The sequence below is a fragment of the Klebsiella sp. AqSCr genome, assembly GCF_008452795.1.
GTDB lineage: Bacteria > Pseudomonadota > Gammaproteobacteria > Enterobacterales > Enterobacteriaceae > Klebsiella > Klebsiella pneumoniae.
On record NZ_MJDM01000005.1, the window covers coordinates 2497872 to 2517719 of the forward strand.

18 protein-coding genes and 2 tRNA genes are annotated in these 19848 nt (G+C 54.6%); 5 read left to right on the plus strand and 15 right to left on the minus strand.

Translation table 11 applies throughout. The features are described from left to right. Window positions 1-80 precede the first annotated feature (80 nt). The 4 genes from infB to BHE81_RS16280 all read right to left on the minus strand — a co-directional run bounded on the left by infB (window position 81) and on the right by BHE81_RS16280 (window position 5048). Window positions 81-2771, minus strand: coding sequence for a translation initiation factor IF-2 (gene infB / locus BHE81_RS16265; protein WP_002918250.1), 2691 nt, complete (start codon window positions 2769-2771; stop codon window positions 81-83). Window positions 2772-2795: 24 nt separating this feature from the next. Continuing rightward, the gene (nusA, locus tag BHE81_RS16270; protein ID WP_002918252.1) at window positions 2796-4283 is read right to left on the minus strand and encodes a transcription termination factor NusA; all 1488 of its coding nucleotides are present in this window, start codon (window positions 4281-4283) and stop codon (window positions 2796-2798) included. Window positions 4284-4310: 27 nt separating this feature from the next. Beyond that, window positions 4311-4763: a ribosome maturation factor RimP gene (rimP, locus tag BHE81_RS16275; RefSeq protein ID WP_002918364.1), complete on the minus strand. Its 453-nt coding sequence runs from the start codon at window positions 4761-4763 to the stop codon at window positions 4311-4313. A 208-nt stretch (window positions 4764-4971) separates the two neighbouring features. After that, window positions 4972-5048: transfer RNA gene (locus tag BHE81_RS16280), tRNA-Met, on the minus strand. Window positions 5049-5355: 307 nt separating this feature from the next. On the opposite strand from BHE81_RS16280, the gene argG reads away from it, so the two are divergent. From argG to BHE81_RS16295, 3 genes are all read left to right on the plus strand, one after another. Beyond that, window positions 5356-6699 (plus strand): argininosuccinate synthase, encoded by a 1344-nt coding sequence (argG, locus tag BHE81_RS16285; RefSeq protein ID WP_004144895.1) that lies wholly within the window; start codon window positions 5356-5358, stop codon window positions 6697-6699. Window positions 6700-6867: 168 nt separating this feature from the next. Beyond that, on the plus strand, window positions 6868-7497 hold the full coding sequence (locus BHE81_RS16290; protein WP_004174150.1) for a winged helix-turn-helix transcriptional regulator: 630 nt from the start codon (window positions 6868-6870) through the stop codon (window positions 7495-7497). A gap of 341 nt (window positions 7498-7838) precedes the next feature. After that, window positions 7839-8390, plus strand: a complete 552-nt coding sequence (locus BHE81_RS16295) for a YfaZ family outer membrane protein (protein WP_002918367.1) — start codon at window positions 7839-7841, stop codon at window positions 8388-8390. 41 nt (window positions 8391-8431) lie between these two features. Here BHE81_RS16295 and BHE81_RS28280 read toward each other — a convergent pair whose 3' ends face one another. From BHE81_RS28280 to rlmE, 7 genes are all read right to left on the minus strand, one after another. Continuing rightward, window positions 8432-8680 (minus strand): hypothetical protein, encoded by a 249-nt coding sequence (locus BHE81_RS28280; RefSeq protein WP_024623067.1) that lies wholly within the window; start codon window positions 8678-8680, stop codon window positions 8432-8434. A 297-nt stretch (window positions 8681-8977) separates the two neighbouring features. Then, window positions 8978-9064, minus strand: a tRNA-Leu gene (locus tag BHE81_RS16305). A gap of 9 nt (window positions 9065-9073) precedes the next feature. Next, window positions 9074-9403, minus strand: coding sequence for a preprotein translocase subunit SecG (secG, locus tag BHE81_RS16310; RefSeq protein WP_002918369.1), 330 nt, complete (start codon window positions 9401-9403; stop codon window positions 9074-9076). A 229-nt stretch (window positions 9404-9632) separates the two neighbouring features. Beyond that, entirely contained in the window at window positions 9633-10970 is a 1338-nt protein-coding gene (gene glmM, locus BHE81_RS16315) for a phosphoglucosamine mutase (protein WP_002918370.1), read from the minus strand. After that, entirely contained in the window at window positions 10963-11811 is an 849-nt protein-coding gene (gene folP, locus BHE81_RS16320; RefSeq protein ID WP_002918371.1) for a dihydropteroate synthase, read from the minus strand. Before folP ends, glmM begins: the two co-directional genes overlap by 8 nt. A 93-nt stretch (window positions 11812-11904) precedes the next feature. Next, window positions 11905-13839, minus strand: coding sequence for an ATP-dependent zinc metalloprotease FtsH (gene ftsH, locus BHE81_RS16325; protein WP_002918372.1), 1935 nt, complete (start codon window positions 13837-13839; stop codon window positions 11905-11907). Between the two features lie 99 nt (window positions 13840-13938). Then, a complete protein-coding gene (gene rlmE, locus BHE81_RS16330; RefSeq protein ID WP_002918373.1) occupies window positions 13939-14568 on the minus strand; it encodes a 23S rRNA (uridine(2552)-2'-O)-methyltransferase RlmE in 630 nt (209 codons plus the stop codon). A gap of 123 nt (window positions 14569-14691) precedes the next feature. Between rlmE and yhbY the strand changes: the two genes are divergently transcribed. Beyond that, window positions 14692-14985 (plus strand): ribosome assembly RNA-binding protein YhbY, encoded by a 294-nt coding sequence (gene yhbY, locus BHE81_RS16335; protein WP_002918374.1) that lies wholly within the window; start codon window positions 14692-14694, stop codon window positions 14983-14985. A 152-nt stretch (window positions 14986-15137) separates the two neighbouring features. Here yhbY and greA read toward each other — a convergent pair whose 3' ends face one another. Further along, the gene (gene greA / locus BHE81_RS16340; RefSeq protein WP_002918375.1) at window positions 15138-15614 is read right to left on the minus strand and encodes a transcription elongation factor GreA; all 477 of its coding nucleotides are present in this window, start codon (window positions 15612-15614) and stop codon (window positions 15138-15140) included. Window positions 15615-15849: 235 nt separating this feature from the next. Here greA and dacB point away from each other — a divergent pair, with 235 nt between their 5' ends. Next, a complete protein-coding gene (gene dacB, locus BHE81_RS16345) occupies window positions 15850-17283 on the plus strand; it encodes a serine-type D-Ala-D-Ala carboxypeptidase (RefSeq protein ID WP_004149937.1) in 1434 nt (477 codons plus the stop codon). Window positions 17284-17334: 51 nt separating this feature from the next. Here the strand turns inward: dacB and cgtA are convergent, their stop codons facing one another. The 3 genes from cgtA to rpmA form a co-directional block, all read right to left on the minus strand. Then, window positions 17335-18513 (minus strand): Obg family GTPase CgtA, encoded by a 1179-nt coding sequence (gene cgtA, locus BHE81_RS16350; protein WP_002918377.1) that lies wholly within the window; start codon window positions 18511-18513, stop codon window positions 17335-17337. A 15-nt stretch (window positions 18514-18528) separates the two neighbouring features. Further along, window positions 18529-19494 carry a DMT family transporter gene (locus tag BHE81_RS16355; RefSeq protein ID WP_004149938.1) on the minus strand — a complete coding sequence of 322 codons (966 nt, stop codon included), beginning with the start codon at window positions 19492-19494 and terminating at the stop codon, window positions 18529-18531. 93 nt (window positions 19495-19587) lie between these two features. After that, the gene (rpmA, locus tag BHE81_RS16360) at window positions 19588-19845 is read right to left on the minus strand and encodes a 50S ribosomal protein L27 (protein WP_002434222.1); all 258 of its coding nucleotides are present in this window, start codon (window positions 19843-19845) and stop codon (window positions 19588-19590) included. Between the last annotated feature and the right edge of the window lie 3 nt (window positions 19846-19848).

Consider the following 19848-nt stretch of genomic DNA (forward strand, 5'->3'; position numbering starts at 1 on the left):
CAAAAAAGGGGCCAAAAGCCCCTTTTTAAAATGATTGCCGGGTGGCGCTTCGCTTCCCCGGCTGCTTAGCCATCAAATGATTAATCGATGCTACGCTGGATTTCGATGATTTCGAACACTTCGATCATATCGCCAACGCGAACGTCGTTGTAGTTCTTCACGCCGATACCACATTCCATGCCGTTACGGACTTCGTTAACGTCATCTTTGAAGCGGCGCAGGGATTCCAGCTCGCCTTCATAGATAACCACGTTGTCACGCAGAACGCGGATTGGGTTGTGACGTTTGATCGTCCCTTCGGTAACCATACAGCCCGCGATGGCGCCGAATTTCGGCGATTTGAAGACATCACGCACTTCAGCCAGACCGATGATCTGCTGTTTCAGTTCCGGAGACAGCATGCCGCTCATCGCCGCTTTCACTTCGTCGATCAGGTTATAGATGACGGAGTAGTAACGCAGATCCAGGCTTTCCGCTTCGATAACTTTACGCGCAGAGGCATCGGCACGAACGTTGAAGCCAACCAGAATCGCGTTGGATGCTGCTGCCAGGGTAGCGTCGGTTTCGGTGATACCACCTACGCCGGAGCCGATGATCTTCACTTTCACTTCGTCGGTAGACAGTTTCAGTAAGGAATCGGAAATCGCTTCGACAGAGCCCTGTACGTCCGCCTTCAGTACGATGTTCACTTCGTGAACTTCGCCTTCGGTCATGTTAGCGAACATGTTTTCCAGTTTAGATTTCTGCTGACGCGCCAGCTTAACTTCACGGAATTTGCCCTGACGATACAGCGCCACTTCACGCGCTTTTTTCTCGTCACGCACTACGGTCACTTCATCACCGGCAGCCGGCACACCGGACAGGCCGAGGATTTCCACCGGAATGGACGGACCCGCTTCCAGCACTTCGCGACCCAGTTCGTCACGCATCGCGCGCACACGGCCATATTCGAAGCCGCACAGAACAATGTCGCCCTTGTGCAGAGTACCTTCGCGAACCAGAACGGTAGCTACCGGACCACGACCTTTATCAAGGAAGGATTCGATGACCGCGCCGCTCGCCATACCGTTGCGGACCGCTTTCAGCTCAAGAACTTCAGCCTGCAGCAGGATCGCGTCCAGCAGGTCGTCGATGCCGGTACCCGCTTTCGCGGAAACGTGGACAAACTGGCTCTCGCCGCCCCACTCTTCCGGCAGGATGCCGTACTGGGACAGTTCGTTCTTCACGCGATCCGGATCGGCTTCTGGCTTATCGATCTTGTTCACCGCCACTACCACCGGTACCTGCGCCGCTTTAGCGTGCTGGATAGCTTCGATAGTCTGCGGCATCACGCCGTCGTCTGCCGCCACCACCAGAACCACGATATCCGTCGCCTGCGCGCCACGAGCACGCATGGAGGTAAACGCGGCGTGGCCCGGGGTATCCAGGAAGGTGATCATGCCGTTGTCGGTTTCGACGTGGTAAGCACCGATGTGCTGGGTAATACCACCCGCTTCGCCGGAGGCAACCTTGGTAGAACGAATGTAGTCCAGCAGCGAGGTTTTACCGTGGTCAACGTGACCCATAATGGTCACGACCGGTGCGCGCGGTTCAGCCGCCGCGCCGGTGTCACGGTCGCTCATTACGGCTTCTTCCAGTTCGTTTTCACGACGCAGGATAACTTTGTGGCCCATCTCTTCGGCAACCAGCTGTGCGGTTTCCTGATCGATGACCTGGTTGATGGTCGCCATGGCGCCCAGCTTCATCATCGCTTTGATGACCTGAGAACCTTTCACCGCCATCTTGTTAGCCAGTTCGCCAACGGTGATGGTTTCGCCGATTACGACGTCACGGTTAACGGCCTGCGCTGGCTTCTGGAAGCCCTGCTGCAGAGCGGAACCTTTACGGTGCTTACCGCCTTTACCGCCGCGAACGGCCGCGCGGGCTTCTTCACGATCAGCTTTCGATTCAGCGTGTTTGTTGCCTTTCTTCGCCGGACGAGCCGCTTTGCTGCTACGGCTACGGCCGCGACCGCCTTCGACTTCACGATCGTTATCATCTTCAGCCTGACGAGCATGCTGTGATGTGGTGACGTGATAGTCGCTGCTATCTTCCGGGCTGTCTGAGGTTTCAGACCAATTTTTTTCGTTTTCTTCAGCCATACGGCGTGCTTCTTCCGCTACACGGCGCGCTTCTTCTTCAAGTTTGCGGCGTGCTTCTTCTTCCGATTTGCGCTTCAATTCCGCGGCTTCGTTCTCGCGACGGATCTTTTCAGCCTGGGCGGTTTTGGTCATTTCGTCGGTATGTTGATTGCTCACTTTGTCTTTTTCCGCAGCTTCACGTTTCGCTTTATCAGCGACTTCACGTTTAGCTTGTTCTGCGGCCTCACGTTCAGCTTTTAATTGCGCCTCGCGTTTCGCTGCTTCTTCAGCTTCACGACGGGCCTGCTCTTCCGCTTCACGCTGCGCCTGCTCTTCCGCGGCCAGGCGTTCAGCCTCTTGCGGATCGCGTTTCACAAAGGTGCGTTTCTTGCGGACTTCGATTTGTACCGATTTACTCTTTCCACCGGTACCTGGAATATTCAACGTACTGCGCGTCTTACGCTGTAACGTCAGCTTGTCTGGCGCCGAGCCGTGTTCACGGTTCAGGTGCGTCAACAAAGTTTGTTTCTCTTGCGAGGTCACAGAATCATCAGCCGATTTGCGGATGCCTGCGTCAGCAAATTGCTGTATCAGGCGATCCACAGAGGTCTGAATCTCTGAGGCCAGCGCTTTAATAGTCACATCTGTCATGCTGTTCCTTCCTGCTACAGTTTATTACGCTTCGTCGCCGAACCAACAAATGTTGCGAGCGGCCATGATGAGCTCGCCAGCTTTCTCGTCGGTCATCCCTTCGATATCAGCCAGGTCATCAACGCCCTGCTCGGCGAGATCTTCCAGCGTACAAACACCACGGGCAGCCAGTTTGAATGCCAGGGCACGGTCCAGACCTTCGAGATTCAACAGATCATCGGCAGGTTTGTTATCTCCCAGGCTTTCTTCCTGAGCCAGCGCCAGCGTAGTCAGTGCGTTTTTCGCACGCTCACGAAGTGCTTCAACGGTGGCTTCATCCAGACCGTCGATTTCCAGCAGTTCTTTCATCGGCACATAGGCCAGCTCTTCCAGCGAGGAGAAGCCTTCTTCAACCAGCACTGTCGCGAAATCTTCATCAATATCAAGATATTTGGTGAAGGTATCGATAGCGGCATGCGCTTCCGCCTGGTGCTTAGCCTGCAGATCGTCAACGGTCATGACGTTGAGTTCCCAGCCGCTGAGCTGTGAAGCCAGGCGGACGTTCTGACCGTTACGGCCGATCGCCTGCGCCAGGTTGCCCGCTTCTACCGCGATATCCATGGTGTGTTTATCTTCATCCACCACGATGGACGCGACGTCTGCCGGCGCCATAGCGTTAATCACGAACTGCGCCGGGTTATCATCCCACAGGACGATATCGATGCGTTCACCACCCAGCTCAGTCGACACGGCCTGCACACGCGCACCGCGCATACCGACGCAAGCGCCAACCGGGTCGATGCGCTTGTCGTTGGTTTTCACCGCGATTTTGGCACGAGAGCCCGGATCGCGAGCCGCCGCTTTGATCTCCAGCACTTCTTCACCGATTTCCGGCACTTCGATGCGGAACAGTTCGATCAGCATCTCAGGTTTGGAACGGGTGACGAACAGCTGGGCGCCACGCGCTTCCGGACGGACAGCGTACAGTACGCCGCGAATGCGGTCGCCCGGACGGAAGTTTTCACGCGGCAGCATATCTTCACGCAGGATCACGGCTTCAGCGTTGTTACCCAGATCCAGTGTGATATTGTCGCGGTTCACTTTTTTCACCACGCCGGTGATGATCTCACCTTCGTGCTCGCGGAACTGATCGACCACCATCGCGCGCTCGGCTTCGCGGACTTTCTGCACGATAACCTGCTTAGCGGTCTGGGTGGTGATACGGTCGAAGGTAACAGATTCGATCTGATCTTCGACATAGTCGCCGACGTTCATGCTTTCATCTTCGAAACGCGCTGCTTCCAGCGTGATCTCGCGCGTTGGCTGGGTGACTTCTTCTACAACCAGCCAACGACGGAAGGTATCGAAATCGCCGCTCTTGCGGTCGATTTCAACGCGAACGTCGATCTCTTGTTCGTATTTTTTCTTGGTGGCCGTTGCCAGCGCGCTTTCCAGCGCTTCGAAAATTTTCTCACGCGGCAGCGCTTTTTCGTTGGAAACGGCTTCAACAACAGCCAAAATTTCTTTGTTCATCGGGGCCTTTCACCTCAATCCAGACTGTTAAAAGTGGGGAACCAGGTTCGCCTTCTGGATGTTACTCAGCGCGAACACTTCATCTTTGCCTTCGACGGTTACCGTGATCATCTCACCGTCTACCGCTTTGATAATGCCCTGCCATTTGCGGCGGTTCTGAACCGCCATGCGCAGCACCAGCGCAACTTCTTCGCCGGTGAAACGTTGATAGTGTTCGGCGGTGAACATCGGACGGTCAAGACCAGGCGAAGAGACTTCCAGGTTGTAAGCGACAGTGATCGGGTCTTCGACATCCATGACGGCGCTTACCTGGTGGCTCACATCAGCACAATCATCAACGTTGATGCCATCTTCACTATCAATATAGATGCGCAGTGTGGATGTGCGACCGCGAATAAATTCGATGCCGACCAGCTCAAAGCCAAGCGCTTCAACCGGCGCAGTGAGCATCTCTGTCAATTTTTGCTCTAATGTGGACAAACCCACCCCCAAGACATAAAAAAAGGGCGTATAGCCCAGTTATTCTGAAGTCAGATAACAAAAAACCCCGATAAATCGGGGCTTTAGATAACTGAACCCTGAGATCGCCATGGCGATCTGGAACACCTTCCGCAAGAATTCTTTCAAATTCGGCTACGAAGGACACCTAGTCCTCACAGTATATTTGAAAAAGTACTTAATGGGAAAGTGGTTGCGGGGGCCGGATTTGAACCGACGACCTTCGGGTTATGAGCCCGACGAGCTACCAGGCTGCTCCACCCCGCGCCTGAAACGTGGCATATTTTACTCTTTTTGAGCAAAAGACGCAAATACTGCTGGGATTTGGTACCGAAGACGGGACATAAAATCGAGATGAATTGTAACGGCGATTAGTATATTTTGTCAACATGCTTTTTAGCGCCCCCGATTGCCGTTTGTGCTGGTATTTCAGGCTTTTTTAGCAAAAAGATGATGAAGCACTTCCTGTCGCCAGTAAAAGATGGTTAAATGAATACTCACAATTAATGCATAAAAATGCAGTTAAGGTTGTTGGGTCGAACTCACCACAGTCTATCGAGCAGGGTTTTATTTTATGACGACGATTCTCAAGCATCTCCCGGTTGGTCAACGTATTGGTATCGCTTTCTCTGGTGGACTGGATACCAGCGCCGCGCTGTTATGGATGCGCAAAAAAGGCGCCGTGCCTTATGCATATACCGCTAACCTGGGTCAACCGGACGAAGACGACTACGATGCTATCCCGCGCCGCGCGAAAGAGTACGGCGCTGAAGGCGCCCGTCTGATCGACTGCCGCAAACAGCTGGTCGCAGAAGGGATCGCCGCGATTCAGTGTGGCGCTTTCCATAACACCACCGGTGGGTTGACCTACTTCAACACCACGCCGCTAGGCCGCGCGGTCACCGGCACCATGCTGGTGGCGGCGATGAAAGAAGACGGCGTTAACATTTGGGGCGATGGCAGCACCTATAAAGGCAACGATATCGAACGTTTCTATCGTTACGGCCTGCTGACCAACGCTGAACTGCAGATTTACAAACCGTGGCTGGACAGCGACTTTATCAATGAGCTCGGCGGTCGTCACGAAATGTCCGAATTTATGATCGCCTGCGGCTTTGATTACAAGATGTCGGTCGAGAAAGCCTACTCCACCGACTCCAATATGCTCGGCGCGACCCATGAAGCGAAAGATCTCGAATTCCTGAACTCCAGCGTCAAGATCGTCAACCCGATTATGGGCGTGAAGTTCTGGGACGAAAACGTGAAGATCCCTGCGGAAGAGGTCACCGTACGCTTTGAGCAGGGCCATCCGGTGGCGCTGAATGGTAAAACCTTTGCCGATGACGTCGAGATGATGCTGGAAGCCAACCGCATCGGCGGTCGTCACGGCCTGGGCATGAGCGACCAGATTGAAAACCGGATTATCGAAGCGAAAAGCCGCGGCATTTATGAAGCTCCGGGGATGGCGCTGCTGCATATTGCCTACGAGCGTTTGCTGACCGGTATCCATAACGAAGATACGATTGAGCAATATCACGCCCACGGTCGCCAGTTGGGCCGCCTGCTGTATCAGGGCCGCTGGTTTGATTCCCAGGCGCTGATGCTGCGTGATTCGCTGCAGCGCTGGGTCGCCAGCCAGATCACCGGCGAAGTCACCCTCGAACTGCGTCGCGGTAACGACTACTCGATCCTTAATACGGTATCAGACAACCTGACCTATAAAGCGGAGCGTCTGACCATGGAAAAAGGCGATTCCATGTTTACTGCCGAAGACCGTATCGGCCAGCTGACCATGCGTAATCTGGACATCACCGATACCCGCGAGAAGCTGTTCGGCTATGCCCAGTCTGGCCTGCTGAGCGCCTCCTCGGCAACCGGTTTACCGCAGGTTGAAAATCTGGAAAACAAAGGCAAATAATCGCCTGACAATGTTACTTTCCGCCGGCGGATCACCGCCGGCTTTTTATTTTGAATGACCCACCAACTTAAAAAAATGCCATGACGCATTTTTTCCTTATCGCCAGACCAGCAAAACTGTTGACTATAATAGCCTCAATTGATTAATTCATATCTGGTGATACACATCATGAATATTAAACCGCCGATCAGGCCGCAAAAGACCATTGACCGACTGATCGATGTACTTGAGCCACACGCGACCCCCGTTAACGCGATCGCCAGAAAAAGACTGACATGGGAATATAAAGGCAAAACCCAGCTCTTTATTTTTAAAAAAGGCGAGCTGTCGATTATTCGTAATTCCGACAGGCTACTGATGGTGACCGTCTATGAGCCGCATCTTTTCGGCGTGGCGGAAATGCTGCAGCCCAGCCGCAGCCACAGCCTGCGAGCCGAGGTATCATGCGAACTGCTACGGATCGACCACGACCTGGCTTCGGCGCTTTTTCGTCAGCATAACCTGTGGGAAGAGGTGACCAGCCTGTTGGCTTATCATACCTCGTATATGGTGTATCGTGACGATCTGGTCCTGCAGCAGCGTACCTATTCGGTCATCCGTAACCATCTGCTGGAGATGATGCTATTAAGCGAAGAGACCCGACAGCGGGTATCTATTCTTGAGTATATTCAGGACAGGACCCTTCTGTCGCGTAGCAGTATTCTCAATGTATTGTCAGCATTAAAGAAAGGCGGTTATATTGCCTTTGCCCGCGGCGGTTATTTACAAAATATCGTCTCACTTCCTGAAAAATTCTGACCTGCACTCCTCCTATCATTTATTGTTATTTGCTGCAGCGGGGAAGATGTTTAAATTTAAACCAATAACTGTTACCGCTAAAAGAACAAAAATTTTATGCTAAGCGCCTGGGTTTCCCGGAAGACAATCTATTCCTGAGTTCGCCAGCAGACGACCACAAACGGCGTTAACCGCCGGGCCTGCACCGGCTCAGGATATGCCAGCGGAAATCGGCCAGACGTGTGCGGCGGTAGCGAGAGTTGCCCCCTCGCCTGCCGCGACCATAACAATGAGATGCACGAACCCGTTAATTATGCCCGAACGCCCATATCGGGCTTTTTTTTATCTGAAGGAATTTAATAATGAAGTCTATTGCTGCAAAAATGGTTGCCGTAACGATCGCTTTGGGAGCCAGCAGCGCTGCCTGCGCAGCCGTTAACCTGCATGGAGAAGCTGGCGCCGAGTTTACCAATCTGTCCGCCAGCTTTGGCGCCGGGGAACCGGGTATGACGTTCAGTTCTCAGTGGGCTCATAGCGACAACGACGGAGATAGTGTAGGACTGGGAATGGGTTATAACTTTAACCTTGGCCCTTTTCTGATGACCCTGGGCGGTAAGGCGGTCTATCTGAATCCAAAAGATGGTGATGAAGGTTACGCCATCGCCGCCGGTGGTGGCGCTGAACTCCCCCTTGGTCAGTATTTCACGCTTTTCGGCGAGGGCTATTACTCACCGGACTCAATGTCCAGCGGCGTTGAGGATTATGTGGAGGCCAATGCCGGGGTACGCCTTAACGTGCTCCCATCTCTGAATATCGAAGCTGGCTATCGCTATATTGATATGGCAGGGAAAGATGGCAATCGCGATAACACGCTGGCCGACGGCGCTTACGCCGGGGTTAACTTCCGCTTTTAACTCTTCACAGGGATTGCCGGTCAGCAGTCCCTGTTTCATTCTCAGCTGGTCAGCGGCACGCTTTTCAGTACGCGGTTGATCTCTTGTAGGCCCGCAACATTATTCTCTTTGCGGTAAACCTCATTCATGGACGCCATCTGCTCCAGGCGGGTCAGGGCGCCATACACTTTATACGCCTCGCTGTGTCTGTCGAACACATCGCGGCGCTCCACGTCCTGCAGATAATGACTTTTCAACAAATGGTTAAGGCGACTAATCAGTGCCGTATTGTCCTGGAAATAGCGCCTCACCGCCTGGGCATGATTCGCTGTAGTCCCAGACTCACTGGGCGATACCGGTACGGTTAGCGCATTAATCGTCTCCACCGTTTGGGAGGGCGATGTTGAACTGCACCCAGCTAAACCGAGCACGCCGGCGACGATAAGCAACCCGATCTTGTTCATTGTGTCACTTCACCTCTGTTAATTTGACGAGGCGACTTTAACGACAGTAAAAGGAGGCAACCAGCGAAGAGATGTTTATAAATAAATGTCCAGCGGGGACAAAAACAAAAAAAGACGCTTTTCAGCGTCTTTTTTCTGGAATATTGGTACCGAGGATGGGACTCGAACCCACAAGCCCGTTAGGGCACTACCACCTCAAGGTAGCGTGTCTACCAATTCCACCACCTCGGTACAGAATACTTAGTGCGGGATATCGCTGGTCGGCTGAGCCGGCGCAGTTGGCTGAGTTTGCTCCGTTTTCGGCGCGCTCAGATTATCCCACTCACTTCCTTTACTGGTCTTGTTGCTGTTGATATTACCCAGCGCCAGACTGATGATGAAGAACAGCGCAGCCAGGATGCCGGTCATACGGGTCATAAAGTTGCCAGAACCGCTGGACCCAAACAGTGTGCCGGAAGCGCCTGCACCGAAGGAGGCTCCCATATCAGCGCCTTTACCTTGCTGCAGCATAACCAGACCTACAAGGCCAATCGCTACAATAAGGAAAACAACCAAAAGAGCTTCGTACATAATCAACCTGTTCCTTGCGGATTCGCCGCATACCAAGTGCTTCGACCAATAAAGCGGGACGTTTTAACGTTTCCCACTGAAGCGGGTGTGAATACTAACCAAAGCGAATGACCTTCGCAAGGGCAATTTCGACACATTGTATCAACTGCAGAAAAAAACAGCAAAAAGCCAATTTTCGATCATAAAAAAGGCGGCAAGCGCCGCCTTTTTAACCACTTAGCCGGCAAAGCTAAACGCTTTTTACCGCCTCAGCGATGCGGTGCGCAAACTCGTGCACCTGATCTTCATGCTCGCCCTCCACCATCACGCGGATCAGCGGCTCCGTACCCGATTTACGCAGCAGGACACGGCCGCGTTTTCCTAACGCCGCCTCCACTTCCGCGGTCACCGCTTTGACATGCTCATTCTCCAGCGGGTTACCGCTGCCCTCGGTAAAGCGGACATTCACCAGCAGCTGAGGGAACATTTTCATCCCGCTGCACAGGTCATGCAGGCTCATGTGGTTGCGGACCATCGCCGCGACCACCTGCAGGCTGGCAACAATGCCATCGCCGGTGGTGGTTTTATCCAGCAGGATCACATGGCCGGAGTTTTCCGCACCGATGCGCCAGCCTTTTTCCTGGAGCATCTCCAGTACATAGCGGTCACCGACCTTCGCGCGGGCAAACGGGATGCCTAACTGCTTGAGCGCCAGCTCCAGCCCCATATTACTCATCAGCGTGCCGACGGCGCCGCCGCGCAGCTGCCCCTGACGCAATCCTTCCCGGGCTATGATATAGAGGATCTGGTCGCCATCGACTTTATTGCCTTCGTGGTCAACCATAATCACCCGATCGCCATCGCCGTCGTAGGCAATACCCAGATCGGCTTTTTCCGCCAGCACGCGCGCCTGCAGCGCCCGCACGTCAGTGGCGCCGACCTCTTCGTTGATGTTGAGACCGTCTGGCTCGCAGCCCATCGCGATAACCTGGGCTCCCAGCTCGCGGAAGACATTAGGGGCGATGTGATAGGTCGCGCCGTGCGCGCAATCCACCACCACTTTCAGCGTGCCCAGGCTCAGTTCGTTGGGAAAGGTACCCTTACAAAATTCAATGTAGCGCCCCGCCGCATCGACGATACGGCTGGCTTTGCCCAGCTCAGCCGAATCCACGCAGGTGAGCTCTTTCTCCATTTCGGCTTCAATCGCCTCTTCGACATCATCCGGCAGCTTGGTGCCCTCAATGGAGAAGAATTTAATGCCGTTGTCGTAGAAAGGGTTATGTGAAGCAGAGATAACAATCCCCGCCTCGGCGCGGAAGGCGCGCGTCAGGTAGGCGATGGCCGGTGTCGGCATAGGCCCGGTGAACGACGCAGAGAGCCCCGCTGCCGCCAGTCCAGCTTCCAGCGCCGATTCCAGCATATAGCCCGAAATACGGGTATCCTTGCCGATGATAATTTTACGCGAACCGTGACGCGCTAACACTTTGCCCGCCGCCCAGCCCAGCTTGAGCACAAACTCCGGAGTGATCGGCGCATCGCCGACGCGGCCACGAATACCATCGGTGCCAAAATACTTGCGGTTACTCATAACGTTTTTTTCCCTTAGCGGCGAGGGTGGCTTCCACCACGCGCAGCGCTTCTACCGTTTCTTTGACATCATGGACGCGGATAATCTGCGCGCCCTGCATTGCTGCAATGACGGCACACGCCAGGCTGCCGTTCAGCCGCTCCGACGGCCCGACGTTCAGCAACTGACCTACCATCGACTTACGTGACATACCGACCAGCAGCGGCAGACCAAAGTGATGAAACTCCCCAAGCCTGGCCAACAGTTGGTAATTGTGGGAGAGATTTTTACCGAAACCGAATCCCGGGTCGAGCAGCAATTTTTCTTTTGCGATCCCCGCCTGTTCGCAGCGCACAATGTGCTCATTAAAAAAACGCTCAACATCGGCGAAGACGTCCTCATACTTCGGCGCCTCCTGCATGGTTTTTGGTTGTCCCTGCATATGCATCAGACACACTGGCAGTCCGGTTTCCGCGGCAGCCTGCAGCGCGCCGGGCTCGGTCAGCGAACGAATATCGTTGATGATATGCGCCCCGGCCCTGGCCGATTGGCGAATAACCTCCGCCTTGGAGGTATCCACTGAGATCCATACCTCAAAGCGCTGGGCAATGGCTTCAACCACCGGTATCACCCGCGCAAGCTCCTCTTCCACACTAACCTCAGCCGCCCCTGGCCGCGTCGATTCACCGCCGATATCAATGATGGTCGCGCCGGCGTTGATCATCAGATTGGCATGCTTCACCGCTTCAATCAGCGAATTATGGGCGCCGCCATCGGAGAAGGAGTCAGGCGTCACATTTAGAATACCCATCACGTGGGGGTGAGAGAGATCGAGGGTTGAGCCCTGGGCTACAAGTTTCATCACAAAATCCCTGAGACTGAAGAGGTTAAAAAAGAAAAACCCCGGAGCGGACGCCCGGGGTTTTAAGGTTAAACAAGCATCAACAGCGGTAGCTTACTTGTCGCCCAGCTGCTCTGACATGGTGTTGCCCGGGTTCGGCGTACGCGGTTCATCAACCGGACGCGGCGCACGAGGCGTGCCATTGTTGTCAGAGTTGTTAGAAGAACCAGGTTCTTCCCAACCCGCTGGCGGACGAACTTCGCGACGAGCCATCAGGTCGTCAATCTGCGGCGCATCGATGGTCTCATACTTCATGAGCGCATCTTTCATCGCGTGCAGAATATCCATGTTGTCGTTCAGCAGCTGGCGAGCACGACCGTAGTTACGCTCAATCAGCGATTTCACTTCCTGGTCGATGATACGCGCGGTTTCATCGGACATATGCTTCGCTTTCGCGACGCTACGGCCGAGGAAGACTTCACCCTCTTCTTCCGCATACAGCAGCGGACCGAGTTTGTCGGAGAAGCCCCACTGGGTCACCATGTTACGCGCCAGGTTCGTCGCCACTTTAATATCGTTGGACGCACCGGTAGAAACATGTTCCGGACCGTAGATAATCTCTTCCGCCAGACGACCGCCGTACAGGGTGGAGATCTGGCTTTCCAGTTTCTGACGGCTGGCGCTGATTGCATCGCCTTCCGGCAGGAAGAAGGTCACACCCAGCGCACGACCGCGCGGGATAATCGTCACTTTGTGCACCGGATCGTGCTCCGGCACCAGGCGACCAATAATCGCGTGGCCCGCTTCATGATAAGCAGTAGACTCTTTCTGCGCTTCCGTCATCACCATGGAGCGACGTTCCGCACCCATCATGATTTTGTCTTTCGCTTTCTCGAACTCAACCATCGACACAACGCGTTTGTTGCCGCGGGCAGCAAACAGTGCCGCTTCGTTGACCAGGTTGGCTAGATCCGCACCGGAGAAGCCCGGGGTACCGCGCGCAATGATTGCCGCATCGATATCCGGCGCCAGCGGAACGCGACGCATATGCACTTTCAGGATCTGCTCACGACCGCGAACATCCGGCAGGCCAACCACCACCTGGCGGTCAAAACGGCCCGGACGCAACAGCGCGGGGTCAAGAACGTCCGGACGGTTAGTCGCCGCGATAACGATGATACCTTCGTTACCTTCGAAGCCGTCCATCTCAACCAGCATCTGGTTCAGGGTCTGCTCACGTTCATCGTGACCACCGCCCAGGCCTGCGCCACGCTGGCGGCCGACGGCGTCGATTTCATCGATGAAGATGATGCAAGGCGCGGCTTTCTTAGCCTGTTCGAACATGTCACGCACACGAGAAGCGCCCACACCGACGAACATTTCGACGAAGTCAGAACCGGAAATGGTAAAGAACGGTACCTTCGCTTCACCAGCGATCGCTTTCGCCAGCAGCGTTTTACCGGTACCCGGAGGGCCGACCATCAGGACGCCTTTCGGGATTTTACCGCCCAGTTTCTGGAAGCGGCTCGGCTCACGCAGGTATTCTACCAGCTCGCCGACTTCCTCTTTCGCTTCGTCACACCCGGCAACGTCTGCAAAAGTGGTTTTGATCTGGTCTTCCGTCAACATACGGGCTTTGCTTTTGCCGAAGGACATCGCGCCCTTCCCGCCGCCGCCCTGCATTTGCCGCATAAAGAAGATCCAGACGCCGATCAGCAGCAGCATTGGGAACCAGGAGATGAAGATGGAAGCCAGCAGGCTCGGCTCTTCTGGTGGTTCGCCAACAACTTTGACGTTTTTAGTCAACAGGTTATCGAGCAGCTTCGGATCGTTAACCGGAATGTAAGTCGTGTAACGGTTACTATCTTTCTTGGTAACGTTGATCTCACGTCCGTTGATACGCGCTTCGCGAACCTGGTCCTGATTGACCTCTTGCAGGAAGGTAGAATAATCCACCTTGCGGCCATTCGACTCGCTGGGCCCAAAGCTCTGGAATACTGACATCAGCACAACGGCAATGACCAGCCAGAGTATTAGGTTTTTCGCCATGTCACTCAAGGGATTAACCTCTTATTACAACTGTGTTAAAAACAGCGTCAGGATACTCTATATCCAGTTTCTTTCAAACTTTCGTTTGAAATCTGCCGGTTATGGTTTACGCCCGGTCGCTACAATATACACTTCACGCGAACGAGCGCGGGAAGAGTCCGGCTTACGAACTTTGACCTTCGTAAACAGGGAGCGAATTTCTCGAAGATACTCATCGAAGCCTTCGCCCTGGAACACCTTCACTACAAAACTACCACCTGGCGCTAATACATCACGAGACATTTCAAGCGCCAGTTCTACCAGATACATAGCCCGGGGAATATCCACCGCCGGTGTTCCGCACATATTCGGCGCCATATCGGACATGACAACTTGGACTTTACTGTCGCCCACTCGCTCAAGTAACGCTTTCAGGACTAATTCATCACGAAAATCGCCCTGAAGGAAGTCCACACCAACGATTGGATCCATTGGTAAAAGATCGCAAGCGATGATGCGGCCGCTGTTGCCGATCTGCGTGACCGCATACTGCGACCAGCCACCGGGAGCAGCACCGAGGTCGACTACCGTCATCCCCGGCTTAAAAATTTTGTCACTTTGCTGTATTTCATCAAGTTTAAACCAGGCACGGGAACGTAACCCCTTTTTCTGTGCCTGTTGAACATATTTATCGCTAAAGTGTTCCTGAAGCCAGCGGCTTGAGCTGGCAGAACGCTTTTTACCTGTCATTTAACATTCCCGTTCGGGTTCATCGTACTTTACTGCGTAAAAATCGACGCGGTAGTTTGGCGATATATGGGAGATGGCGGTAGAATGACCCGTTTTCAATCCCAACGTAAGCAAAAAAATACGATGAATCTGAGTACTAAACAAAAACAGCACCTGAAAGGTCTGGCACATCCGCTCAAGCCGGTAGTTATGCTTGGCAACAATGGTTTGACCGAAGGGGTACTGGCCGAGATCGAACAAGCGTTAGGGCACCATGAACTCATCAAGGTGAAGATCGCCTCAGAAGATCGCGAAACAAAAGCCTTGATCGTGGAAGCCATCGTACGCGAAACCGGCGCCTGTAACGTACAGGTCATCGGTAAAACGCTGGTTCTGTACCGCCCAACACCAGAGCGTAAAATCTCGCTGCCACGCTAAGAATATCCTGAATCTCGACACAACTTTGTGTAAAACGAGGGATTTCTGCGGCCAGGCGAGCAAAATGCCATGCTCCTGACGTTGATAAAAGGCCGCTATGCGGCCTTTTTCCTTTCTTTACAATCTATAAACATCGTAGCGGGAAATACGCCTTACAGGTATTCAACCTTGGTAATTTCGTATTCCACTTCCCCACCCGGGGTACGGATAGTCACGACGTCATCCTGCTCTTTGCCGATCAGACCGCGGGCGATCGGCGAGTTCACGGAGATCAGATTCTGCTTAAAATCAGCTTCGTCATCGCCCACGATGCGGTAGGTCTGTTCCTCGTCGGTATCGAGGTTCAGCACGCTGACGGTAGAACCAAAAATCACCCGGCCGTTGTTCGGCATTTTGGTGATATCGATAACCTGCGCATTAGACAGCTTCGCTTCGATATCCTTGATACGCCCTTCGCAGAAACCCTGCTGCTCACGCGCGGCGTGATACTCGGCATTCTCTTTCAGATCGCCGTGTTCACGGGCCTCAGCAATAGCGGCAATGATTTCAGGACGACGCACAGACTTCAGATAATCCAGTTCTTCGCGCAGTTTTTCAGCGCCACGTAAGGTCATCGGAATCGCTTGCATTAGTTATACCTCTTTATCATTCCTTCAGGGAACGGATAGCTCCGCTCCGCCACCTGTCCTGCCCACGGGCAGGACACGAGCAAAAAGAAACCGACCCGGGAAACACTCCCCAGGTCAGCAGCAATTTTTCATTTGATGGGTATTTTACCCCGAAGTTCATTATGGGTCATCGTTTACTTTACTGGGCGTTGCACCGTAGTATGACGGCCTGGCTTCAGGTTGTTAGCGCGAGATTATGCGATTTCCCAGATTTATCATCGGATTGACCGCCGGTATAGCGCTTAGCGCTCAGGCGGCGAATATTGACGAGTACATCAACCAGCTTCCCGCCGGTGCGAACCTTGCCTTTATGGCGCAAAAGGTCGGCGCATCGACGCCGGAAATCGACTATCACAGCCAGCAAATGGCGCTCCCGGCCAGTACGCAAAAGGTCATCACCGCGCTGGCGGCGCTGCTGCAACTGGGGCCCGATTTTCGCTTTACCACCACGCTGGAAACCAAAGGTTCCCTTGACGGCGGCGTGCTGAAAGGCGACCTGATTGCACGCTTCGGCGGCGATCCGACGCTTAAACGGCAGGATATTCGCAATATGGTGGCGACGCTGAAAAAAGCCGGCGTGCAGCGTATCGAAGGCAATGTGCTCATCGATACGTCGGTCTTCGCCAGCCATGACAAAGCGCCCGGCTGGCCGTGGAACGACCTGACGCAGTGCTTCAGCGCCCCGCCGGCGGCGGCGATTGTCGACCGTAACTGCTTCTCTGTCTCGCTGTATAGCGCGCAGAAACCGGGCGATGTCGCCTTCATTCGCGTTGCATCCTATTATCCGGTCACCATGTTCAGCCAGGTGCGAACGCTGGCGCGTGGCTCATCGGAAGCGCAGTATTGCGAGCTCGACGTGGTGCCGGGCGATCTCAATCGCTATACTCTCACCGGCTGCCTGCCGCAGCGTAGCGAGCCGCTGCCTCTGGCCTTCGCCATTCAGGATGGCGCCAGCTACGCCGGAGCGATCCTCAAAGCGGAGCTGGCCCAGGCGGGGATCACCTACAGCGGCACGCTGCTGCGCCAGACGCTGGCCAATGAGCCCGGCACCGTGCTGGCAACCAGCCAGTCGGCTCCGCTGCACGATCTGCTGCGGATCATGCTGAAGAAGTCAGACAACATGATTGCCGACACCGTCTTTCGCACCATCGGCCACGCCCGGTTCGGCGTACCTGGCACCTGGCGGGCGGGCTCCGATGCCGTACGGCAGATCCTGCGTCAACAGGCTGGGGTCGATCTCGGCAACACTATCATCGCCGACGGCTCTGGCCTGTCGCGCCACAACCTGATCGCCCCGGCGACCATGATGCAGGTGCTGCAGTATATCGCCCAGCACGATACCGAGCTCAACTTCATCTCCATGCTGCCGCTGGCGGGCCATGACGGATCGCTGCAGTATCGCGCCGGTCTTCATCAGGCGGGCGTCGATGGTAAAGTCTCGGCGAAAACCGGGTCGCTCCAGGGGGTTTACAACCTCGCAGGCTTCATCACTACCGCCAGCGGACAAAAGGTGGCCTTCGTGCAATATCTCTCCGGATACGCCGTGGAGCCAGCTGATCAGCGCAATCGCCGCATCCCACTGGTCCGCTTTGAAAGCCGCTTGTATAAAGATTTGTACCAGAACAATTAAAACAAAAGGGCCGCATCAGATGCGGCCCTTTTTGATCCAGAGAAGTCAGGATTAGCGTTTGTAGATGAATTCGACGCCTTCTTCGTCGTCCTCATCCCAGTCGTCATCCCAGTCTTCGTCATCTTCTGCTTCGGCTTCGGCCTCTTCAAGCTGCTGACGGTGATAGTCGTCCCACATAAACTCGACTTTCTCCGGCTTCTGCTCTTCTTCCGCCTGCACGATCGGGTTTTCGATGATGAAGGTCATCACGTCCCAGCATAGCTCTTTCACGCCCTGCTGGCTGGCCGCGGAGATCAGGTAGAATTTCTCTTCCCAACCCAGCGCTTCGGCAATCGCTTTGGCTTTGGCTTCGGCTTCGGCCTTGTCCATCAGGTCAATCTTGTTGAAAACTAACCAGCGTGGTTTGGAGGCTAGCTTCTCGCTGTATTTCTCCAGCTCGCCGATGATAATGCGCGCATTCTCAACCGGATCGGAGCCGTCGATCGGATCGATATCGATGAGGTGCAGCAGTACGCGGCAGCGCTCGAGGTGCTTGAGGAAGCGGATACCGAGGCCTGCCCCTTCCGCTGCGCCTTCAATCAGCCCCGGGATATCGGCAACTACGAAGCTCTTTTCATTGTCCATACGCACCACGCCCAGGCTTGGCACCAGGGTGGTAAACGGATAGTCAGCCACTTTCGGCTTGGCGGCGGAGACCGCACGGATGAAGGTGGATTTGCCGGCGTTCGGCATGCCCAGCATCCCGACATCGGCCAACAGCATCAGCTCCAGCTGCAGGTCGCGTTTATCACCCGGGGTACCCATGGTTTTCTGACGCGGCGTACGGTTAACGGACGATTTGAAACGGGTGTTGCCCAAACCGTGCCAGCCGCCTTTCGCCACCATCAGACGCTGACCGTGTTTGGTCATATCGCCCATGGTCTCGCCGGTGCCCTGATCGATAACCCGGGTGCCGACCGGCACTTTTACCGTCACGTCTTTACCGCGCTTACCGGTACAGTCGCGGCTTTGACCATTCTGCCCACGTTCGGCGCGGAACGATTTTTCAAAACGGTAGTCGATCAGGGTGTTCAGGTTCTCGTCCGCTTCCAGCCAGACATCGCCGCCATCGCCGCCATCGCCGCCATCCGGACCGCCTTTCGGAATATACTTTTCGCGGCGGAAGCTTACGCAACCATTGCCGCCGTCACCTGCTACGACCAGGATCGTTGCTTCATCTACAAACTTCATTTTACTCTCCGTAAATCATTCGCCTGAGCGGGGCAGCGGTACTACCGCCTCTCGCTTACGCCAACGTCCCCAAAGACGATGGCCGATGGCGGAATACATCGCGCCCGCAACCACGACAAACGCACCGAGATAACCAATCAGGTTTAACATCGGTCTGGCGAAAACATCGGGCCAGGCCATTGATAATAAATCAGAAAACAGTAGCGTAAACAGTGGCGTCAAGGTGATTAACGCGCTGACCTGCGCCGCCTGCCAGCGCGCCATGGCTTCCGCCAGCGCCCCGTAGCCGACCAGGGTATTCAGCCCGCAAAAAATCAGGCATGCCAGTTGCCAACTGCTTAACCGGGAAATCACTCCGGGCTCAGCAAGCGGCAGTAATGCAATCGTACACAAAGTGTACAGCAAAAACAGTATCTGCTGTGATGCCAGACGGCGCAATAACACCTTTTGCGCGACGCCGTAGCTTACCCACACCGTAGCGGCAGCAACGCCGAAAATTACCCCCCACGTGTAGTCCGTCAGGCGGGTAAAGATTTCAATCAGACTGGTATTGAAGAACATCACCAGCCCGCTGAGCAGCATCAACGCGCCCACCACCTGGGTGCCGCGCATGCGCTCTTTCAGAATTACGACGCTAGCCACCATCATCCCCACCGGCGATAGCTGGCCGATGACCTGAGAAGCCGTGGGGCTGAGGTATTGCAGGGAAGAACTAAACAGGATGAAGTTACCGAACAGACCGCCGGTGGCAATCGCTAATAACACCAGCCAGCGCGGCTTGCGAAAAATTCGCATCGGCGGCAGTTTGCCTTTGATCGCGAGGATCGCGCCAAGCCCAATGCTGGCCATCAGAAAGCGATAAAAGACCACCGTAGGCGGCGCCATCACCTCGAGAACCTGTTTCATTGCAATCGGCAACGCTCCCCAACACATTGCGGTGGTAAGCGCCAGAATAATGCCAATCCCAGCCTGCTGCTTCATGCCTGTTTCCCTGCAAAAATTTTCCGGTAGACGAATGTAAAAAGCCCCGCAACGTGTTGCGGGGCTTTCATCCGTTACCGGGACGCGAAAAACTTATTCAGCAACGATGCTGATGAATTTACGGTTTTTCGGGCCTTTAACTTCGAACTTGACTTTACCGTCAGTCAAAGCGAACAGAGTGTGGTCACGGCCGCAACCAACGTTGGTACCAGCGTGGAATTTAGTACCACGTTGACGAACGATGATGCTACCTGCCAGAACTGCTTCACCGCCGAAACGTTTTACGCCCAGACGTTTAGCTTCTGAATCGCGACCGTTACGAGTCGAGCCGCCAGCCTTTTTATGTGCCATTTA